General features: G+C 68.2%; 18 protein-coding genes. 15 read left to right on the top strand and 3 right to left on the bottom strand.

Translation table 11 applies throughout. The features are described 5' to 3' along the window. From ACQ450_RS10925 to ACQ450_RS10915, 3 genes are read right to left on the bottom strand one after another with little or no spacing between them, the layout of a single operon-like run. Positions 1 to 531, bottom strand: a complete 531-nt coding sequence (locus ACQ450_RS10925) for a flagella basal body P-ring formation protein FlgA (RefSeq protein WP_431469289.1) — start codon at positions 529 to 531, stop codon at positions 1 to 3. A gap of 56 nt (positions 532 to 587) precedes the next feature. Further along, complete coding sequence (locus ACQ450_RS10920) at positions 588 to 1,097, bottom strand: flagellar motor protein MotB (protein WP_431469288.1); 510 nt, start codon at positions 1,095 to 1,097, stop codon at positions 588 to 590. Then, the gene (locus ACQ450_RS10915; RefSeq protein WP_431469287.1) at positions 1,094 to 1,756 is read right to left on the bottom strand and encodes a MotA/TolQ/ExbB proton channel family protein; all 663 of its coding nucleotides are present in this window, start codon (positions 1,754 to 1,756) and stop codon (positions 1,094 to 1,096) included. The genes ACQ450_RS10920 and ACQ450_RS10915 overlap by 4 nt, the downstream gene beginning before the upstream one ends. Before the next feature lie 213 nt (positions 1,757 to 1,969). Between ACQ450_RS10915 and flgB the strand changes: the two genes are divergently transcribed. The 15 genes from flgB to rplT all read left to right on the top strand — a co-directional run bounded on the left by flgB (position 1,970) and on the right by rplT (position 13,293). Further along, the gene (gene flgB / locus ACQ450_RS10910) at positions 1,970 to 2,323 is read left to right on the top strand and encodes a flagellar basal body rod protein FlgB (protein ID WP_431469286.1); all 354 of its coding nucleotides are present in this window, start codon (positions 1,970 to 1,972) and stop codon (positions 2,321 to 2,323) included. Between the two features lies 1 nt (position 2,324). After that, positions 2,325 to 2,738, top strand: a complete 414-nt coding sequence (gene flgC, locus ACQ450_RS10905) for a flagellar basal body rod protein FlgC (RefSeq protein WP_188053528.1) — start codon at positions 2,325 to 2,327, stop codon at positions 2,736 to 2,738. Then, complete coding sequence (locus tag ACQ450_RS10900) at positions 2,738 to 3,436, top strand: flagellar hook assembly protein FlgD (protein ID WP_431469285.1); 699 nt, start codon at positions 2,738 to 2,740, stop codon at positions 3,434 to 3,436. Before flgC ends, ACQ450_RS10900 begins: the two co-directional genes overlap by 1 nt. 23 nt (positions 3,437 to 3,459) lie before the next feature. Beyond that, positions 3,460 to 4,767, top strand: coding sequence for a flagellar hook protein FlgE (locus ACQ450_RS10895; RefSeq protein ID WP_188053526.1), 1,308 nt, complete (start codon positions 3,460 to 3,462; stop codon positions 4,765 to 4,767). 26 nt (positions 4,768 to 4,793) lie between these two features. Then, on the top strand, positions 4,794 to 5,537 hold the full coding sequence (gene flgF, locus ACQ450_RS10890) for a flagellar basal-body rod protein FlgF (RefSeq protein ID WP_431469284.1): 744 nt from the start codon (positions 4,794 to 4,796) through the stop codon (positions 5,535 to 5,537). 12 nt (positions 5,538 to 5,549) lie between these two features. Continuing rightward, on the top strand, positions 5,550 to 6,338 hold the full coding sequence (gene flgG, locus ACQ450_RS10885) for a flagellar basal-body rod protein FlgG (protein WP_188053522.1): 789 nt from the start codon (positions 5,550 to 5,552) through the stop codon (positions 6,336 to 6,338). A gap of 1 nt (position 6,339) precedes the next feature. After that, a complete protein-coding gene (locus ACQ450_RS10880) occupies positions 6,340 to 7,026 on the top strand; it encodes a flagellar basal body L-ring protein FlgH (RefSeq protein ID WP_262503814.1) in 687 nt (228 codons plus the stop codon). 20 nt (positions 7,027 to 7,046) lie between these two features. Next, a complete protein-coding gene (locus ACQ450_RS10875) occupies positions 7,047 to 8,141 on the top strand; it encodes a flagellar basal body P-ring protein FlgI (protein ID WP_188053518.1) in 1,095 nt (364 codons plus the stop codon). Continuing rightward, complete coding sequence (locus ACQ450_RS10870) at positions 8,138 to 8,461, top strand: rod-binding protein (RefSeq protein ID WP_262503813.1); 324 nt, start codon at positions 8,138 to 8,140, stop codon at positions 8,459 to 8,461. The genes ACQ450_RS10875 and ACQ450_RS10870 overlap by 4 nt, the downstream gene beginning before the upstream one ends. Further along, positions 8,458 to 9,795: a flagellar hook-associated protein FlgK gene (gene flgK, locus ACQ450_RS10865; protein WP_431469283.1), complete on the top strand. Its 1,338-nt coding sequence runs from the start codon at positions 8,458 to 8,460 to the stop codon at positions 9,793 to 9,795. The genes ACQ450_RS10870 and flgK overlap by 4 nt, the downstream gene beginning before the upstream one ends. Positions 9,796 to 9,800: 5 nt before the next feature. Further along, positions 9,801 to 10,715: a flagellin gene (locus ACQ450_RS10860; RefSeq protein ID WP_431469282.1), complete on the top strand. Its 915-nt coding sequence runs from the start codon at positions 9,801 to 9,803 to the stop codon at positions 10,713 to 10,715. 108 nt (positions 10,716 to 10,823) lie between these two features. Continuing rightward, on the top strand, positions 10,824 to 11,687 hold the full coding sequence (motA, locus tag ACQ450_RS10855) for a flagellar motor stator protein MotA (protein WP_188053513.1): 864 nt from the start codon (positions 10,824 to 10,826) through the stop codon (positions 11,685 to 11,687). Further along, positions 11,688 to 12,590, top strand: a complete 903-nt coding sequence (locus ACQ450_RS10850; protein WP_431469281.1) for a flagellar motor protein MotB — start codon at positions 11,688 to 11,690, stop codon at positions 12,588 to 12,590. A 121-nt stretch (positions 12,591 to 12,711) separates the two neighbouring features. Beyond that, positions 12,712 to 12,915: a 50S ribosomal protein L35 gene (gene rpmI, locus ACQ450_RS10845; RefSeq protein WP_165325786.1), complete on the top strand. Its 204-nt coding sequence runs from the start codon at positions 12,712 to 12,714 to the stop codon at positions 12,913 to 12,915. Between the two features lie 12 nt (positions 12,916 to 12,927). Beyond that, positions 12,928 to 13,293, top strand: a complete 366-nt coding sequence (gene rplT / locus ACQ450_RS10840) for a 50S ribosomal protein L20 (protein ID WP_188053509.1) — start codon at positions 12,928 to 12,930, stop codon at positions 13,291 to 13,293. The last annotated feature ends 122 nt before the right edge of the window (positions 13,294 to 13,415 follow it).

Genomic DNA, 13,415 nt, shown 5'->3' with positions numbered 1-13,415 from the left:
TCAATCGGTCCATCCAGGAAGGGTCGCGCGGCCCGGTTGGACGGCGACCGCCTGGATCGGCGGTTCGCGCTCCTCGACCCGCACCAGCAGGCGCGCGCCCGGGGCCGCATCGCTCATCGCGATCCCGTCGCGCGTGATCGAAAAGCCCTGCGCGCCTGCCTCGACCGTGATCGGATCGCCGCGGCGGATCACCGGTTCCTGATCCGCCGGACGTGTCCGTCCCTGCGCGGCTGCCGCCTGTGCGCGTGCCGCGGGTGCGGCGTCGACCGGGACGAAGATGCGCCAGCTGGGCGCCATGCAGCGCACCACCACGGCATCATGGGCATCGGTGCGCCATTCGAGCTGCGGTGCGGCGCAGGCAGCAAGCCGCAGCCGGCGATCGACTGCCGCGCGTGCGCCACCCTCCTCGCCAATCGCCTTGCCGGTGAATTGGGCGACCAGCGTGTCGAGCGCTTCGGTGGACTGGAAGTCCTGCGCGGCGGCGGGCGTCGCAGCGATGAGCGCGGACGCGGGCAGCAAGAGCTTCAGCATGATCTTCTCCTTCGTTTTCGGCGCCTGCGCAGCAACAATCGTGCCGGGCCAAACGGTCATTGCGGCACGCCCGCGTAGCCGAGCGTCAGCACCGCGCGGCGCCGGCCGTCCGCAGCGGCGATCTCGATCCGGTCCGGCGCGACGGCGCCGCCACGTACGAGCAGGGCGGCGACGGCCCGCGCCCGGTCGGCAGCGAGGATCGCAGCGCTGCCGGTCGCCAAGTCGCGATCGGCAGCGTCGCGCCCCGCCTCTCCGGTCACCGTGATCCGCGTGCGCGGGTCACGCGCGGCTTCGCGCGCCCAGGCGACGACATGCGCGGCCGGCGGCAACACTGCCGATCCGGGCGGGAAGCCTTCGAGAATCGCCGCGGCGACCGGCATCGCCGGACGCGGCTCCGCAGCGGGCGCATCGAAGGCGGCGCGGAAGCCCGAGGCGAGAAGCCGCGGTTCGGCCTGTGTCGCCTGCAGAAAGACGAAGAAGCCCATGAGCAGCAGGCCAAGATCGGCGAGTGTCGTCAGCCACACGGGCCGGGCGTTGCGCGCGCCCTCTTCGGAAATGTCGATCATGCCGCGATCTCGTGCGGCGCCCGAACGCCCGCTGGCTGAATCGAGGCAAGCGCCACCAGCGGTGCCTCCAGCCGCAGCCGCTCCTCTGCCTCGACGCGCGCAAGCCGCCGCAGCCGCGCCGCGACCGGCAGCGCCACCAGGCTCGCCAGCACCGCGCCATAGAGGGTGGTGAGCAGCGCCACTGCCATCGCTCCGCCGATCGCCGCGGGATCGCTCATCGTCGTGAACATCCGAACCAGCCCGATCAGCGTGCCGATCATTCCCATCGCCGGCGCCGATTCGGCGGCCGCCGCCCAGAGTTCCGCCGCTGCGCGGTGGCGCTCGGCGCGCGCGCTGCGGCGGCGCGCGACCAGCTCCGCCACGGCATCGGCACGCGCGCCATCGACAATGGCCTCGACGGCGGCTGCGACATCGGCGTCTGCGATGACCGCACGGTCGAGCGCGATCACGCCATGCCGCCGGAAGATACGCGTCAGCGCCGCGACCTGCGCGAGCAGCGGCTCGGCGTCGAAGCGGCGGCGCCCGAGCACGCGCAGGGCGGCCACTCCGCGGACCAAGTCGCGGCCCGGAGTCCGGAGCGCCACCGCGAGCATTGTCCCGCCTCCGACGATGGCGAGTGCGAGCGGATCGAGGAAGGGAGCGAGATCGGCGGCTGTCATGCTCCGCGCGATGCAATCCGCAGGCCAACTCCCCGCTCAAGCCCCTCGCCGGACCATTCGCGACCGTTCCGGCAACCGATTGCCGCCGATCCGGCAAAAACCTGCCGCTCCTGCCGATCGCAAACGGCACCCGAGGGTTCTCGAGGCGCCGAAGCGCAATTGGCACGCCCATTGCTTGGAATGCGGACGAACCTTGTGCGGGAGATGTGCACGATGTCGAACGAAGGCCTTTTCGGTGTGCATGGCGCGGCGCTGACCGTGCGCTCGCAGCGCATGGGCATGCTCGCATCCAACATCGCGAATGCGTCCACGCCAGGATATCTGGCGAAGGACATCGACTTCCGGGCAGCGCTCGCCGGACTGGAGGCGTCGGGGGGCGCATCCGACCAGGCGATCGCGCAGGCGACGCTCTACCGTGTTCCGCTCCAGCCCAGCGCGGACGGCAATACGGTAGAGCTCGCCACGGAGCAGACCGCCTTCGCCGAGAATGCCGTCGCCTATCAGACGACGCTGTCGTTCCTGAACGGGCGGATCAACACCATCACGCGCGCCTTGAGGGGGGAGTAAGATGCCCGATCAGCCGCTCACCATCTTCCAGGTCGCGGGTCGCGCCATGTCGGCGCAGCTCGTGCGGATGAACACCACGGCCTCCAACCTCGCGAACGCCGGCACCGTCGCCTCGAGCGCAGACGGGGCCTATCGCACGCTAAAGCCTGTGTTCCGCACGCATTTCGACGCAGCGAGCGGCATGTCGACCGTCGATGTCGAGCGCGTCGTCAACGCGGGTACGGAACCCACGCGGCGCTACGATCCCGGCAATCCGATGGCCGATGCCGACGGCAATGTCTGGGAGAGCGCGGTCGACGAGACGCAGGAGCTGGTCGACATGCTCGAAACCGCCCGGAACTATCAGAACAATGTCGAAGTGCTCGCGACCGCGAAGTCGCTGATCCTCGACACGATCAAGCTGGGCCGCGGCTGATGAGCAGCTTCGATTCCACCCTCGCCACCCTCGGCATCGGCCGCACGACACCGTCGAACGCCGCGACCGCCTCGGCGAACGCCGCCAATCTTGGCCGGACCGAGATGGATCAGAGCGACTTTCTGACGCTCATGACCGCGCAGCTGAAGAATCAGGATCCGTTCGAGCCGGTCGACAACAGCCAGATGGTCGCCCAGATGGCGCAATTCTCGAGTCTCGCCGGCATCAGCGAGATGAACTCGACGCTGAAGGCGATCTCCGAGCGGCTGGGCGGAACGACGACCGCCGATGCGCTGTCCTGGGTCGGCAAGACCGTGCTCGTCGAAGGCGACACTGCCTATCCGCGCACCGATGGCACGATGAGCGGCACGATCGTCCTTGGCGCAGATGCCAGCGACGTCACCGTGACAATCGAAAATGGCGACGGCGCGATCCTGAAGACGGTGCAGCTCGGCGCGCGGAGCGCGGGCGCGATTGACTTCGAATGGGACGGCACGACCGACAGCGGCGACGCACCCGGTGCCGGGCCGTTCCGCATCCGCGTCGGCGCGATGAACGCCGAAGGCGAAACCGTCGAAGCGACTCCGCTGGTCTGGGCTCCGGTCACTGCGGTCGCATTCGACGCGGACGGCGAACCCGTCCTCACCCTTCCTGGCATCGGCCAGATCTCTCCCTCCGCCGTCCTCAAGGCCGGCTGAGCCCGCAAACAGGAGTAACCCGAATGTCCTTCTACACTTCGCTCAGCGGGCTGCAGGCCGCGCAGACCGACATGTCGACGATCTCGCACAATCTCGCGAACGTCTCGACCAACGGCTTCAAGCGCTCGACGACGCAGTTCGCCGACGTGATCGCCTCGACCGCCAATTCGAACCCGACCCAGATGGTCGGATCGGGCACCGTCGTGAAATCGGTGCGCCAGCAGTTCAGCCAGGGCGGCTATACCCAGTCGAGCTCGGCGCTCGACATCGCGATTTCGGGCGACGGCTTCTTCGCAATGAAGGGCGAGGGATCGTCGGGCGTGATGTTCACGCGCAACGGCAGCTTCAAGGTCGACAGCGACCGCTATGTCACCGACGCGCAAGGCAACAAGCTGCAAGTCTATCCGGTCGACGGTTCGGGCGCGGTGGTGGCGACGGGGGTCGATTCCACCGTGGCGCTGCGCCTGCCGCAGACCAGCGGCACGCCGCAGGCGACCGAGAATGTCGCGCTGTCGCTCAATCTCTCGGCCAATTCGCCGATCCCGGCCAACGCCGCCCGGTTCGACGAGGAAACGCCCTATACGTTCAACCGCTTCGATCCGGGCACCTACAATCAGTCGGCCCAGACGACGATCTACGATGCGAACGGTAACGCGCTGACGCTGACCAATTATTTCGTCCGCGAGGCCTCGCCCACGGTCGATAACCAGACCTCGAACTGGAAGGTCTATTCGTTCGTCGGCGACCAGCAGCTGAGTGCCGGTGACGCGGGCGACGGCGAGCCGCTTCCGATCACGCTCGAATTCGACGCAACCGGCAAGCTGACCGCGCCATCGGCACCCACGACGTTCAGCGGCTTCCTGGCGCCCGGCGCTACTTCCGAACAGGTGCTCACGCTCGACTTCGGCAATGCCACCACGCAGGTCGGCTCGCCGTTCAGCGTCAACGCGCGCAGCCAGGACGGCGCCGCGGTAGGCCAGTTCGAAGGCGTCACCATCGGCGACGACGGCATCGTCCGCGCGAGCTTCTCGAACGGCGACAGCCAGCCGCTCGGCAAGGTGGTGCTCGCCAACTTCTCCAATCCGTCGGGATTGCGCCAGCTGGGCAATTCGACCTGGTCGGCGACCGGCCTCTCGGGCGAACCGCGGCTCGGCGAGCCCGGCACCAACGGCTTCGGCGGTCTGATGGCAGGCGCGGTCGAGCGCTCGAACGTCGACATCACCGAGGAACTGGTCGGGCTGATCGCCGCACAGCGCAACTTCCAGGCGAACGCCAAGGCGCTCGATACCGCCAGCCAGATCTCGCAGACCATCTTCAACATCCGCAGCTGATCGCAGCCGCGGCGGGAGGACAGGACATGGATCGGCTCGTCTACACGGCACTTTCGGGGCTGCGCAGCCAGATGGCGGCGCAGGCTTCGATCGCGAACAACATCGCGAATGCCTCGACCGTGGGCTATCGCGCCGACCGGATCTCGTTCGACCGCATGCTGGTGTCCGGCGATGGCCTCGCCTCGCGCCAGCTCGCGACCGAGCAGGTGCTCGACGCCGATCGGCGACCCGGCGCGCTCGTCCAGACCGGTCGCCCGCTCGACGTGGCGGTCGCCGGCGAAGCATGGATCGCAGTGCAGGCGGGCGACGGCAGCGAGGCCTATACCCGGCGCGGCGACCTGCAGGTCGCGCCGTCGGGCGTGCTGGAGACCGGCGACGGTTTTCCGGTGATGGGGTCGGGGGGCCCCATCACGGTCCCGCCGCATCAATCGATCGCGATCGCCGCCGATGGCAGCGTCTCGATCGTGCCGCCGGGCGGCGACCCCACGCAGCCGCAGATCATCGATCGGATCAAGCTCGCCAGTCCCGAGGGATCGGATACGGTGAAGGGGCTCGACAATCTGCTCCACGTTCGCGGCGGCGGCGCCCTGCCCTCCGATCTCGACGCCCGCGTCGAAACGGGCACGCTCGAGCAGTCGAACGTCAATCTCACGCAGGCGCTGGTCGACATGATCGAGAACCAGCGCGCCTATGAGGTCCAGGCCAACCTCCTGAAAGAGGCCAAGAGCATGGACGAAAGCACCGCATCGCTGATGCGGATGCCCGGTTAAGGAGGACAAGCAATGGGTTCCGCCGCACTGCACATCGCGCGCACCGGGCTCGATGCCCAGGACATGCGCATGCGCGTGATCTCGAACAACCTGGCGAACGTGAACACGACCGGGTTCAAGCGCGACCGCGCCTCGTTCCAGACGCTCGCCTATCAGGTGGTGACCGCGCCCGGATCGGCGAGCACCGCCGACACCCAATATGCCACCGGCATCAATCTGGGCACCGGCGTGCGCATCCAGGGCACCGCGCGGATCGAGACCCAGGGTTCGCTCCAGACGACCGGCAATGCGCTCGACCTGGCGCTGGACGGCAACGGCTATTTCCAGGTGCAGCTGCCCGGCGGCCAGCTCGGCTACACCCGCGCCGGCAACTTCTCGCGCAGCGCCGAAGGCATGCTGGTCACGTCCGAAGGCTATCAGCTGATGCCCGGCATTACCGTTCCGGAAGGAGCGACGTCGATCACCATCGGCACCGACGGCACCGTCTCGGCGACGGTCGCGGGGCAGACCGAGCCGAGCACGCTCGGGCAGATCCAGATCGCCAGCTTTCCCAATTCGGCGGGGCTGCAGGCGCAGGGCGACAATTATCTGATCGAGACCGCCGCCTCGGGCGCCGCCAATCTGGGCAATCCAGGCGAGGACGGCCGCGGCAACATCCGCCAGGGCATGCTCGAAGGCTCGAACGTAAACGTCGTCGAGGAACTCGTCGACATGATCGAAACCCAGCGCGCCTATGAGGTCAATTCGAAGATGATCTCGGCAACCGACGAGATGCTGCAATATGTCAACCAGAACGTCTGACATGCGCTCGGCACGCTTTCTCGCCGGCCTCGCCCTTGGTTCGGCCGCCGTCGCCGTGCTGGCGTTCAGCGCGGCTCCGGCCGAGGCGCAGCGCCGCGACGCCGATCCGCAGTTCGCGCCCGCCGTGCCGATTGCGCAACCGGCGCCGCCCGCCAACGGCGGCATCTTTCAGGCGAGCCAGGGTTATGCGGCGCTGTACGAGGGTCAGCGCGCCCGCCGCGTGGGCGATCCGCTGACGATCGTTCTGGTCGAGCGCACGAGCGCCTCCAAATCGGCGGGCACCAACCTCGACAGCTCGGGCGGATTTTCGATCCTGCCGCCCACCACCGGGCCGCTCTCGCTGTTCAGCCCGAGCGACGCCACGTTCGGCGGCAATCGGGGATTCCAGGGCGGCGGCACCGCGGATCAGGCCAATGCGCTTTCCGGGGAGATCACCGTCACCGTCGCCGAACTGCTCGGCAACGGCCTGATGGTGGTCCAGGGCGAGAAGCGGCTGACGCTCAATCGCGGCGACGAATTCGTCCGCATCCGCGGCATCGTCCGTACCGCGGACGTCGACGCCTATAACCGCGTCGCATCGACTCGCGTCGCCGATGCGCAGATCAGCTACACCGGCCGCGGCGACCTCGCCCGGGCGAGCCGGCAGGGCTGGCTCAGCCGCTTCTTCCAGATCATCAGCCCCTTCTGAGCCGACGGAGAGACGCCGCCATGACTCGCTTGCTCCTCGCCCTGCTCGCCGGCCTGATCGCGATCCAGCCCGCTGCCGCGCAGCGCGTGAAGGATCTCGGCGGCTTCCAGGGCATCCGTTCAAACCAGCTGACCGGCTATGGCATCGTCGTCGGCCTGCCCGGCACGGGCGACGACAATCTCGAATATACGGTCCAGTCGATGCGCGGCGTCGCGTCGCGCTTCGGGCTGCAGCTGCCGCCGGGGGTCAATCCGGCGCTCAAGAACGCGGCGGCTGTGATGATCACGGCCGAGCTGCCGCCGTTCGCCAAGCCGGGCCAGCGGCTCGACATCACCGTATCGGCCATGGGCCGGGCGCGCAGCCTGCGCGGCGGCACGCTGATCCTCAGTCCGCTGCTGGGCGCGGACGGCGAAATCTATGCGATGGCGCAAGGCAACCTCGCGGTGGGAGGGCTCGGCGCCGAGGGCCGCGACGGATCACGGATCGTGGTCAACGTCCCATCGACCGGCCGCATTCCCGAGGGCGCTACGGTCGAGCGCGCGGTCGAAACCGGCTTCGAAACGACGCCGTATCTCACCTTCAACCTCGCGCGCTCGGACTTCACCACTGCGCAGCGCGTGGCCGACGCGATCAACCTGCGCTTCGGCGAGCAGCGCGCCCGCGCGATCGACGGCGTTTCGGTGGCGGTGATGGCGCCGCCCGGCGCCGACGTTCGCGCAACCATGATGAGCGAGATCGAGAATCTTCCCGTCGAGGCGGCGCAAGCCCCTGCCCGCGTCATCGTCAACGCCCGTACCGGAACGGTCGTCATCAACTCGGCGGTCCGGGTGCGCCCCGCCGCCGTCACCCATGGCAAGCTGACGGTGCAGATCGACGAGGCCCCGCGCATCGTGCAGCCCGCTCCGTTCAGCCGCGGGGTGACCGCGCTCGAGGAGCAAAGCTCGGTCGCGGTCGAGGAAGAGCGCAATCCGATGTTCCTGTTCGATCCGGGCCCGCAGCTTGCCGATATCGTCCGCGCGGTGAACGCCATCGGCGCCTCGCCGGCCGATTTGGTCGCGATCCTCGAAGCGCTCAAGGAAGCCGGCGCGCTCGAAGCCGAGCTGGTCATCCTGTGACCGGCCCCGCGACCATCTCGGGCGCGGCGGGGCCAACGGCGCCCGATACGTCGCGGCTCGACACGCGCGCCAATCTGGACGCGGCGGGCGCGCAGTTCGAAGCGATCTTCGTGCGAATGATGCTGTCCTCGATGCGCAGCGCGCGGCTTTCCGACGGCCTGTTCGAGAGCCAGGCGATCGACCAGTTCCGCGACATGCAGGATCAGCAGCTCGCGCAGAACATGGCGAGCCACACGCCGCTCGGCATCGGCAAGGCGATGACCGAATTCCTGTCGCGCAGCCAGCCCGAGACCGGCGGCGGCAGCGGGGGCGACGCATGAGCGACATGCTGGGGATCGGCGCTTCGGGCGTGCGCGCCTATCAGAGCGCGCTCAACACCACGTCCGAGAACATCGCCAATGCCGGCACGGCCGGATATGTGCGCCGGACGACGCAGGTACGCGAGATCGCCAGCCCCTCGTTCGCCGATGCACGGCTCAACGGATCGGGAGTCGCGATCGACGGCGTTGTCCGCTCGGGCGACGCGATCCGCAGTGCCGAGGTGCGCAACGCCGGAGCCGATCTGGCGCGCAGCGAAGCGAGCGTGACCTGGTTGGCGCGGATCGAAGGCGCGCTGACCGGCAACCAGCTCGGCGAGCGGCTGACTGCCTTCTTCAATTCGGCCAAGGCGGTCGCGGCCGATCCCGCGGCAGTCGCGCCGCGCGCGGCGATGCTGGAATCGGCTGCGGCACTCGCCTCTGCGTTCAGCGCGACCGGTGCGGCGCTCGCCGGAGCCGCTGCCGACCTTGATACGAGCGCCGACGCGGCGGTGGACGCGCTCAACAACCTCGCGACCAGCCTCGCCAAGGTGAACGGCGGCATCGGCCGCACCATGCCGGGCACCAGCGGCCATGCCGCCATGCTCGACGAGCGCGATCGGCTGCTCGAGGCGATGAGCGCACTCACCGATATCCACGTCAGCGTCGATTCCGCGGGTCGCGCCGCCGTTCGGGCGGGCGGGGCCGCCGGCCCGGTGCTGATCGACGGCACGAGCGCGGGGATCGTCACCTGCGTCGGCAACGGCGAGGGCGCGCTTTCGTTCGCCGTCCATCGCAGCGGCGAGATTCAGACGCTCGTGCCCGCTGCGGGGGCGCTTGCCGGCACGGCTGAAGGCGCTCAGCGAATCGCCGCCGCCCGAGCCGAACTCGATCTGCTGGCGACTGCCTTCATCGACGGCGCCAACGCGGTTCAGGCCAGCGGTCAGGATCTCGACGGGCAGGAGGGGATGCCGCTGTTCACGCCCGGCGAGACGCCCGCGCAGATCACTGTCGCGCTGCACGATCCGCGCGGAATCGCAGCAGCCTTGCCGGGAGGCGGCACGCGCGACAACGGAAATCTCGCCGGCTTCGAGGCGCTGCGCAGCGATGCAGGCTTCGAGAACAGGGTGACGACGCTGATCACGTCGAACGCATCGGCGCTTTCGAGTCGGCGCTCGGTCGCGGAGGCGCAGGCCACGATGCGCGACAATGCCGTCGCGGTCCGCGACGCGGGCGCCGCCGTCAACCTCGACGAGGAAGCCGTTGATCTCATCCGCTTTCAGCAAGCGTTCCAGGCGTCGGGCCGCGTGATCCAGGTCGCGCGCGAGACGCTGCAGGCGATTCTCGACATCCGGTAGGCTCCATGCGCATCTCGACCACACATGTCTTCGATCGGCCGATGGCCCAGATGGCGCGCCTTACGGCACGCGCCGACCAGCTTCAGGCGCAGATCGGCACCGGCAAGAGGTTCGCGACGGCTTCGGAAGCGCCGGCCGCCTGGCAGCAGGTGGCGGCGCTCGATCGCGCCGCTGCCGATCAGACCGCCGATGCCGCGAACGTCACTCTGGCGCAGGGCATCCTCGCCCAGAACGATTCGACATTCGCGGCGATCGAGACCCAGCTTCGCCGTGCGGGCGAGCTCGCGCTCTCTGCGGCGAACGGCACGCTCGCAGACGTCGATCGCGCGACGATCGCCGCCGAGCTCGACGCGATTCTCGACGAGCTGCTGACGCTCGCCAACACCCGCGACGCGCGCGGCCAGCCGTTGTTCGGCGGCGCGAGCGGCGACCGCGCCTATGCCCGTGGCGAAGACGGCAGCATCGGCTTCGTCGGCGAAGGGGCGCCGTCGCCGATCCCGATCGGAGGGGGCGAATCGATCCAGGCGACGGTGAGTGGCCAGGCCGTGTTCGGCGGGATCGCCACGGAGACGGGCAGCACGGACATGTTCGCGCTTGTCGCCGATTTGGCGCAGGCGCTGCGTGCCGGCGGCGAGGGGCTCGGCACGGCAGTGTCGCACGCGATCGATGGGATCGGCGCCGCGGGCGAGCAAGTGGGCGCCGCGCGCGCCTCGCTCGGCGCGCGGGCGATGCGGCTCGATCTGGTCGCGGAACGCTTCGAGGCGGCGACGCTGGCGCGCGCCGAAACCCGCTTGGCGATCGAGGAGACCGACGTGCCCACCGCGATCGCCGAACTGCAGAAGACGCTGACCGTGCTTCAGGCGACTCAGGCGAGCTTCACAAAGCTCTCGGGGCTCTCGCTGTTCGACTATCTGCGCTGAGCCGCCGCTCGGCATCGTTCCATCATTTTTCGCTGAAGATCGCCACTGCGCTGCCGTTTCCTGGGAAGAGGCGGCCACTGCGCGGCAAGGGGGGAAGTTAACGGCGTCATGTTTCCGCTGATCGGTCTCATCGTCCTTCTGGTCATGGTCTTCGGCGGCTTCGCACTCACCGGCGGGGCGCTCGAGCCGGTGCTGCATGCCGTGCCGCACGAGATGATGATCATTGGCGGCGCTGCGGTGGGCGCACTCATCATCGGTAATTCCACGGCGGAGCTGAAGGCACTGGGCGCCGGCGTGATGAAGGTGCTGAAGGGTCCGAAATACCGGAAGCAGGATTATCTCGACACGATCTTCCTCGTTTCCAAGCTGATGAAGATGCTGCGCACCGAGGGGCCGATCGCACTCGAGCCGCATGTCGAGGACCCGCAATCCTCTGCGATCTTCGCCGAATATCCCCGGCTTCTCGCCGACAAGCCGCTGACCAATCTGATCGCCGATACACTTCGGCTGGTGGTCGTCTCCTCGGGCACGCTCGACGTGCATGCCGTGGAAGAGGTGATGGATAACGCCATCAAGACGCACCACCATCAGGTGCAGGGTCCGCAGACGACGCTCCAGGGGCTTTCCGACGCGCTGCCCGCGCTCGGCATCGTCGCGGCGGTGCTGGGGGTGGTGAAGACGATGGGATCGATCGACAAGCCGCCCGAGATACTGGGCGCGATGATCGGTTCGGCGCTGGTCGGGACCTTCCTCGGCGTCCTGCTCGCCTATGGACTAGTCGGGCCACTCGCCACTCGGCTCCAGCAGGTCATCGATGCCGACGCCGCGATCTACCACACGGTGAAGCAGATCATCATCGCCTCGCTCCACGGCCATCCCCAGCCGCTGGTGATCGAGGCGGCGCGCTCGGGCATCTCCCATTCGAACCAGCCGGCGTTCGCCGAAGTCTTCGACGGGTTGAGGGGGCGGTAAATGGTCGCGCGCGCACCGCACGGCTCGAATCAGCCGCCGCGGATCATCGTCAGGAAAGTCTATGTCGAGGCACATGGCAGCCACCACGGCGGCGCCTGGAAAGTGGCCTATGCCGATTTCGTCACGGCGATGATGGCGTTCTTCCTGCTGATGTGGCTGCTCGGCGCGACCACCGAGAAGCAGCGCAAGGCGCTCGCCGACTATTTCGCACCGACGTTGGTCGAATTCCGGCAGAACAGTGCCGGATCGAACGGGCTGTTCGGCGGCGAGAGCATCATCGACAAGGACAATTACCCGCACAAGGCCGCGCAGACGGGCACGCGCTCGCTGACGATCCCCGCCGGGGCGCAGGGCGGCGACGATGTCGGCACCGGCGAGCGCGGCTCGCTCAAGAGCGCGGGTGCGATGCAGGCCGAGGACCGGCAGAGCTTTCGCGAGCTCCAGCGCCGGCTTTCCGCGACGCTGGCGGGCGAGGCGCGCTTCTCGCGGCTGCGCAACCAGGTGCGCTTCGTCCAGACCCGCGACGGCATGCGAATCGATCTGATGGACGACGCCGACTATTCGATGTTCGACGTGGGCACGACCGCGCTGGTCGCCGATGCCGACGCGCTGGTCGCGCTGGTGGGCGAATCGCTCTCGCGGCTGCCGAACACGATCATGATCCGCGGCCATACCGACAGTCTGCGCTACAATGATCCGCTCAACATGAACAACTGGATGCTCTCGAGCGGGCGCGCCGAAGCGACTCGCCGGCGCCTTGCCACCGCGGGCGTTCCCGAGGACCGGTTCGAGCGGATCGAGGGAGTCGCCGACCGGGAGCCGATAATCGCCCGCGATCCGGCCGATCCGCGCAATCGCCGAGTCGCGATCACCGTGCTCTACCGCCGCGGCATAAGCCGCTGAGGCTGTTGCAACGCGACCGCTTTTGGGCTAGGCGCCCGCCTTTCCGCGATTTGGAGGAACTGCCCGGCCGGTATGGGCTGCCGTGGCCGTTCGAAATCGTCGCAGATACAAGGAGACGAAAATGCCCAAGCTCAAGACGAAGAGCGGCGTCAAAAAGCGCTTCAAATTCACCGCCACCGGCAAGGTGAAGCATGGAGTCGCCGGCAAGCGCCACCGGCTGATCAGCCACAATTCCAAGTATATCCGCCAGAATCGCGGCACGAGCGTGCTGTCCAAGTCCGATGTCGACCACGTGAAGGCGTGGGCGCCCTACGGCCTGAAGTAAGGAGACCGGACAATGGCACGCATCAAGCGCGGCACCACCACCAAGGCGAAGCACAAGCGGGTTCTGGATCAGGCGAAAGGCTATTACGGCCGCCGCAAGAACACGATCCGGATCGCGCGCCAGGCCGTCGAAAAGGCTGGCCAGTACGCCTATCGCGACCGCAAGGTCAAAAAGCGCACCTTCCGCGCGCTGTGGATTCAGCGCATCAACGCGGGCGTTCGCGCCGAAGGCCTCACCTACAGCCAGTTCATGCACGGGCTGAAGCTCGCCGGCGTCGAGCTGGACCGCAAGGTTCTGGCCGACATCGCGATGCATGAAGGCGACGCCTTCAAGGCGATCGTCGCACAGGCCAAGGCAGCGCTGCCCGAAGCGGCCTGACGGCGCCTACGCGAATCGAAATCCGAACGCCCGCGGGACGGAAATGTCCCGCGGGCGTTCGTGTATCTGCGCCGGAGGGGCGATCCGGGTCGCGTGCCGGCGCCGGTGCGTTCCCGCAGCGG

This window comes from Sphingosinithalassobacter sp. LHW66-3, assembly GCF_050703275.1.
GTDB lineage: Bacteria > Pseudomonadota > Alphaproteobacteria > Sphingomonadales > Sphingomonadaceae > Sphingomonas.
Note: the sequence above shows the minus strand (reverse complement) of the source record. Positions and strands in the feature narration are given on the sequence as shown.

Bases quoted from the DNA above. Each gene is read 5' to 3' on its own strand.
- ACQ450_RS10925 (WP_431469289.1), bottom strand. From the start codon at position 531: ATGCTGAAGCTCTTGCTGCCCGCGTCCGCGCTCATCGCTGCGACGCCC.
- ACQ450_RS10920 (WP_431469288.1), bottom strand. From the start codon at position 1,097: ATGATCGACATTTCCGAAGAGGGCGCGCGCAACGCCCGGCCCGTGTGG.
- ACQ450_RS10915 (WP_431469287.1), bottom strand. From the start codon at position 1,756: ATGACAGCCGCCGATCTCGCTCCCTTCCTCGATCCGCTCGCACTCGCC.
- flgB (WP_431469286.1), top strand. From the start codon at position 1,970: ATGTCGAACGAAGGCCTTTTCGGTGTGCATGGCGCGGCGCTGACCGTG.
- flgC (WP_188053528.1), top strand. From the start codon at position 2,325: ATGCCCGATCAGCCGCTCACCATCTTCCAGGTCGCGGGTCGCGCCATG.
- ACQ450_RS10900 (WP_431469285.1), top strand. From the start codon at position 2,738: ATGAGCAGCTTCGATTCCACCCTCGCCACCCTCGGCATCGGCCGCACG.
- ACQ450_RS10895 (WP_188053526.1), top strand. From the start codon at position 3,460: ATGTCCTTCTACACTTCGCTCAGCGGGCTGCAGGCCGCGCAGACCGAC.
- flgF (WP_431469284.1), top strand. From the start codon at position 4,794: ATGGATCGGCTCGTCTACACGGCACTTTCGGGGCTGCGCAGCCAGATG.
- flgG (WP_188053522.1), top strand. From the start codon at position 5,550: ATGGGTTCCGCCGCACTGCACATCGCGCGCACCGGGCTCGATGCCCAG.
- ACQ450_RS10880 (WP_262503814.1), top strand. From the start codon at position 6,340: ATGCGCTCGGCACGCTTTCTCGCCGGCCTCGCCCTTGGTTCGGCCGCC.
- ACQ450_RS10875 (WP_188053518.1), top strand. From the start codon at position 7,047: ATGACTCGCTTGCTCCTCGCCCTGCTCGCCGGCCTGATCGCGATCCAG.
- flgK (WP_431469283.1), top strand. From the start codon at position 8,458: ATGAGCGACATGCTGGGGATCGGCGCTTCGGGCGTGCGCGCCTATCAG.
- ACQ450_RS10860 (WP_431469282.1), top strand. From the start codon at position 9,801: ATGCGCATCTCGACCACACATGTCTTCGATCGGCCGATGGCCCAGATG.
- motA (WP_188053513.1), top strand. From the start codon at position 10,824: ATGTTTCCGCTGATCGGTCTCATCGTCCTTCTGGTCATGGTCTTCGGC.
- ACQ450_RS10850 (WP_431469281.1), top strand. From the start codon at position 11,688: ATGGTCGCGCGCGCACCGCACGGCTCGAATCAGCCGCCGCGGATCATC.
- rpmI (WP_165325786.1), top strand. From the start codon at position 12,712: ATGCCCAAGCTCAAGACGAAGAGCGGCGTCAAAAAGCGCTTCAAATTC.
- rplT (WP_188053509.1), top strand. From the start codon at position 12,928: ATGGCACGCATCAAGCGCGGCACCACCACCAAGGCGAAGCACAAGCGG.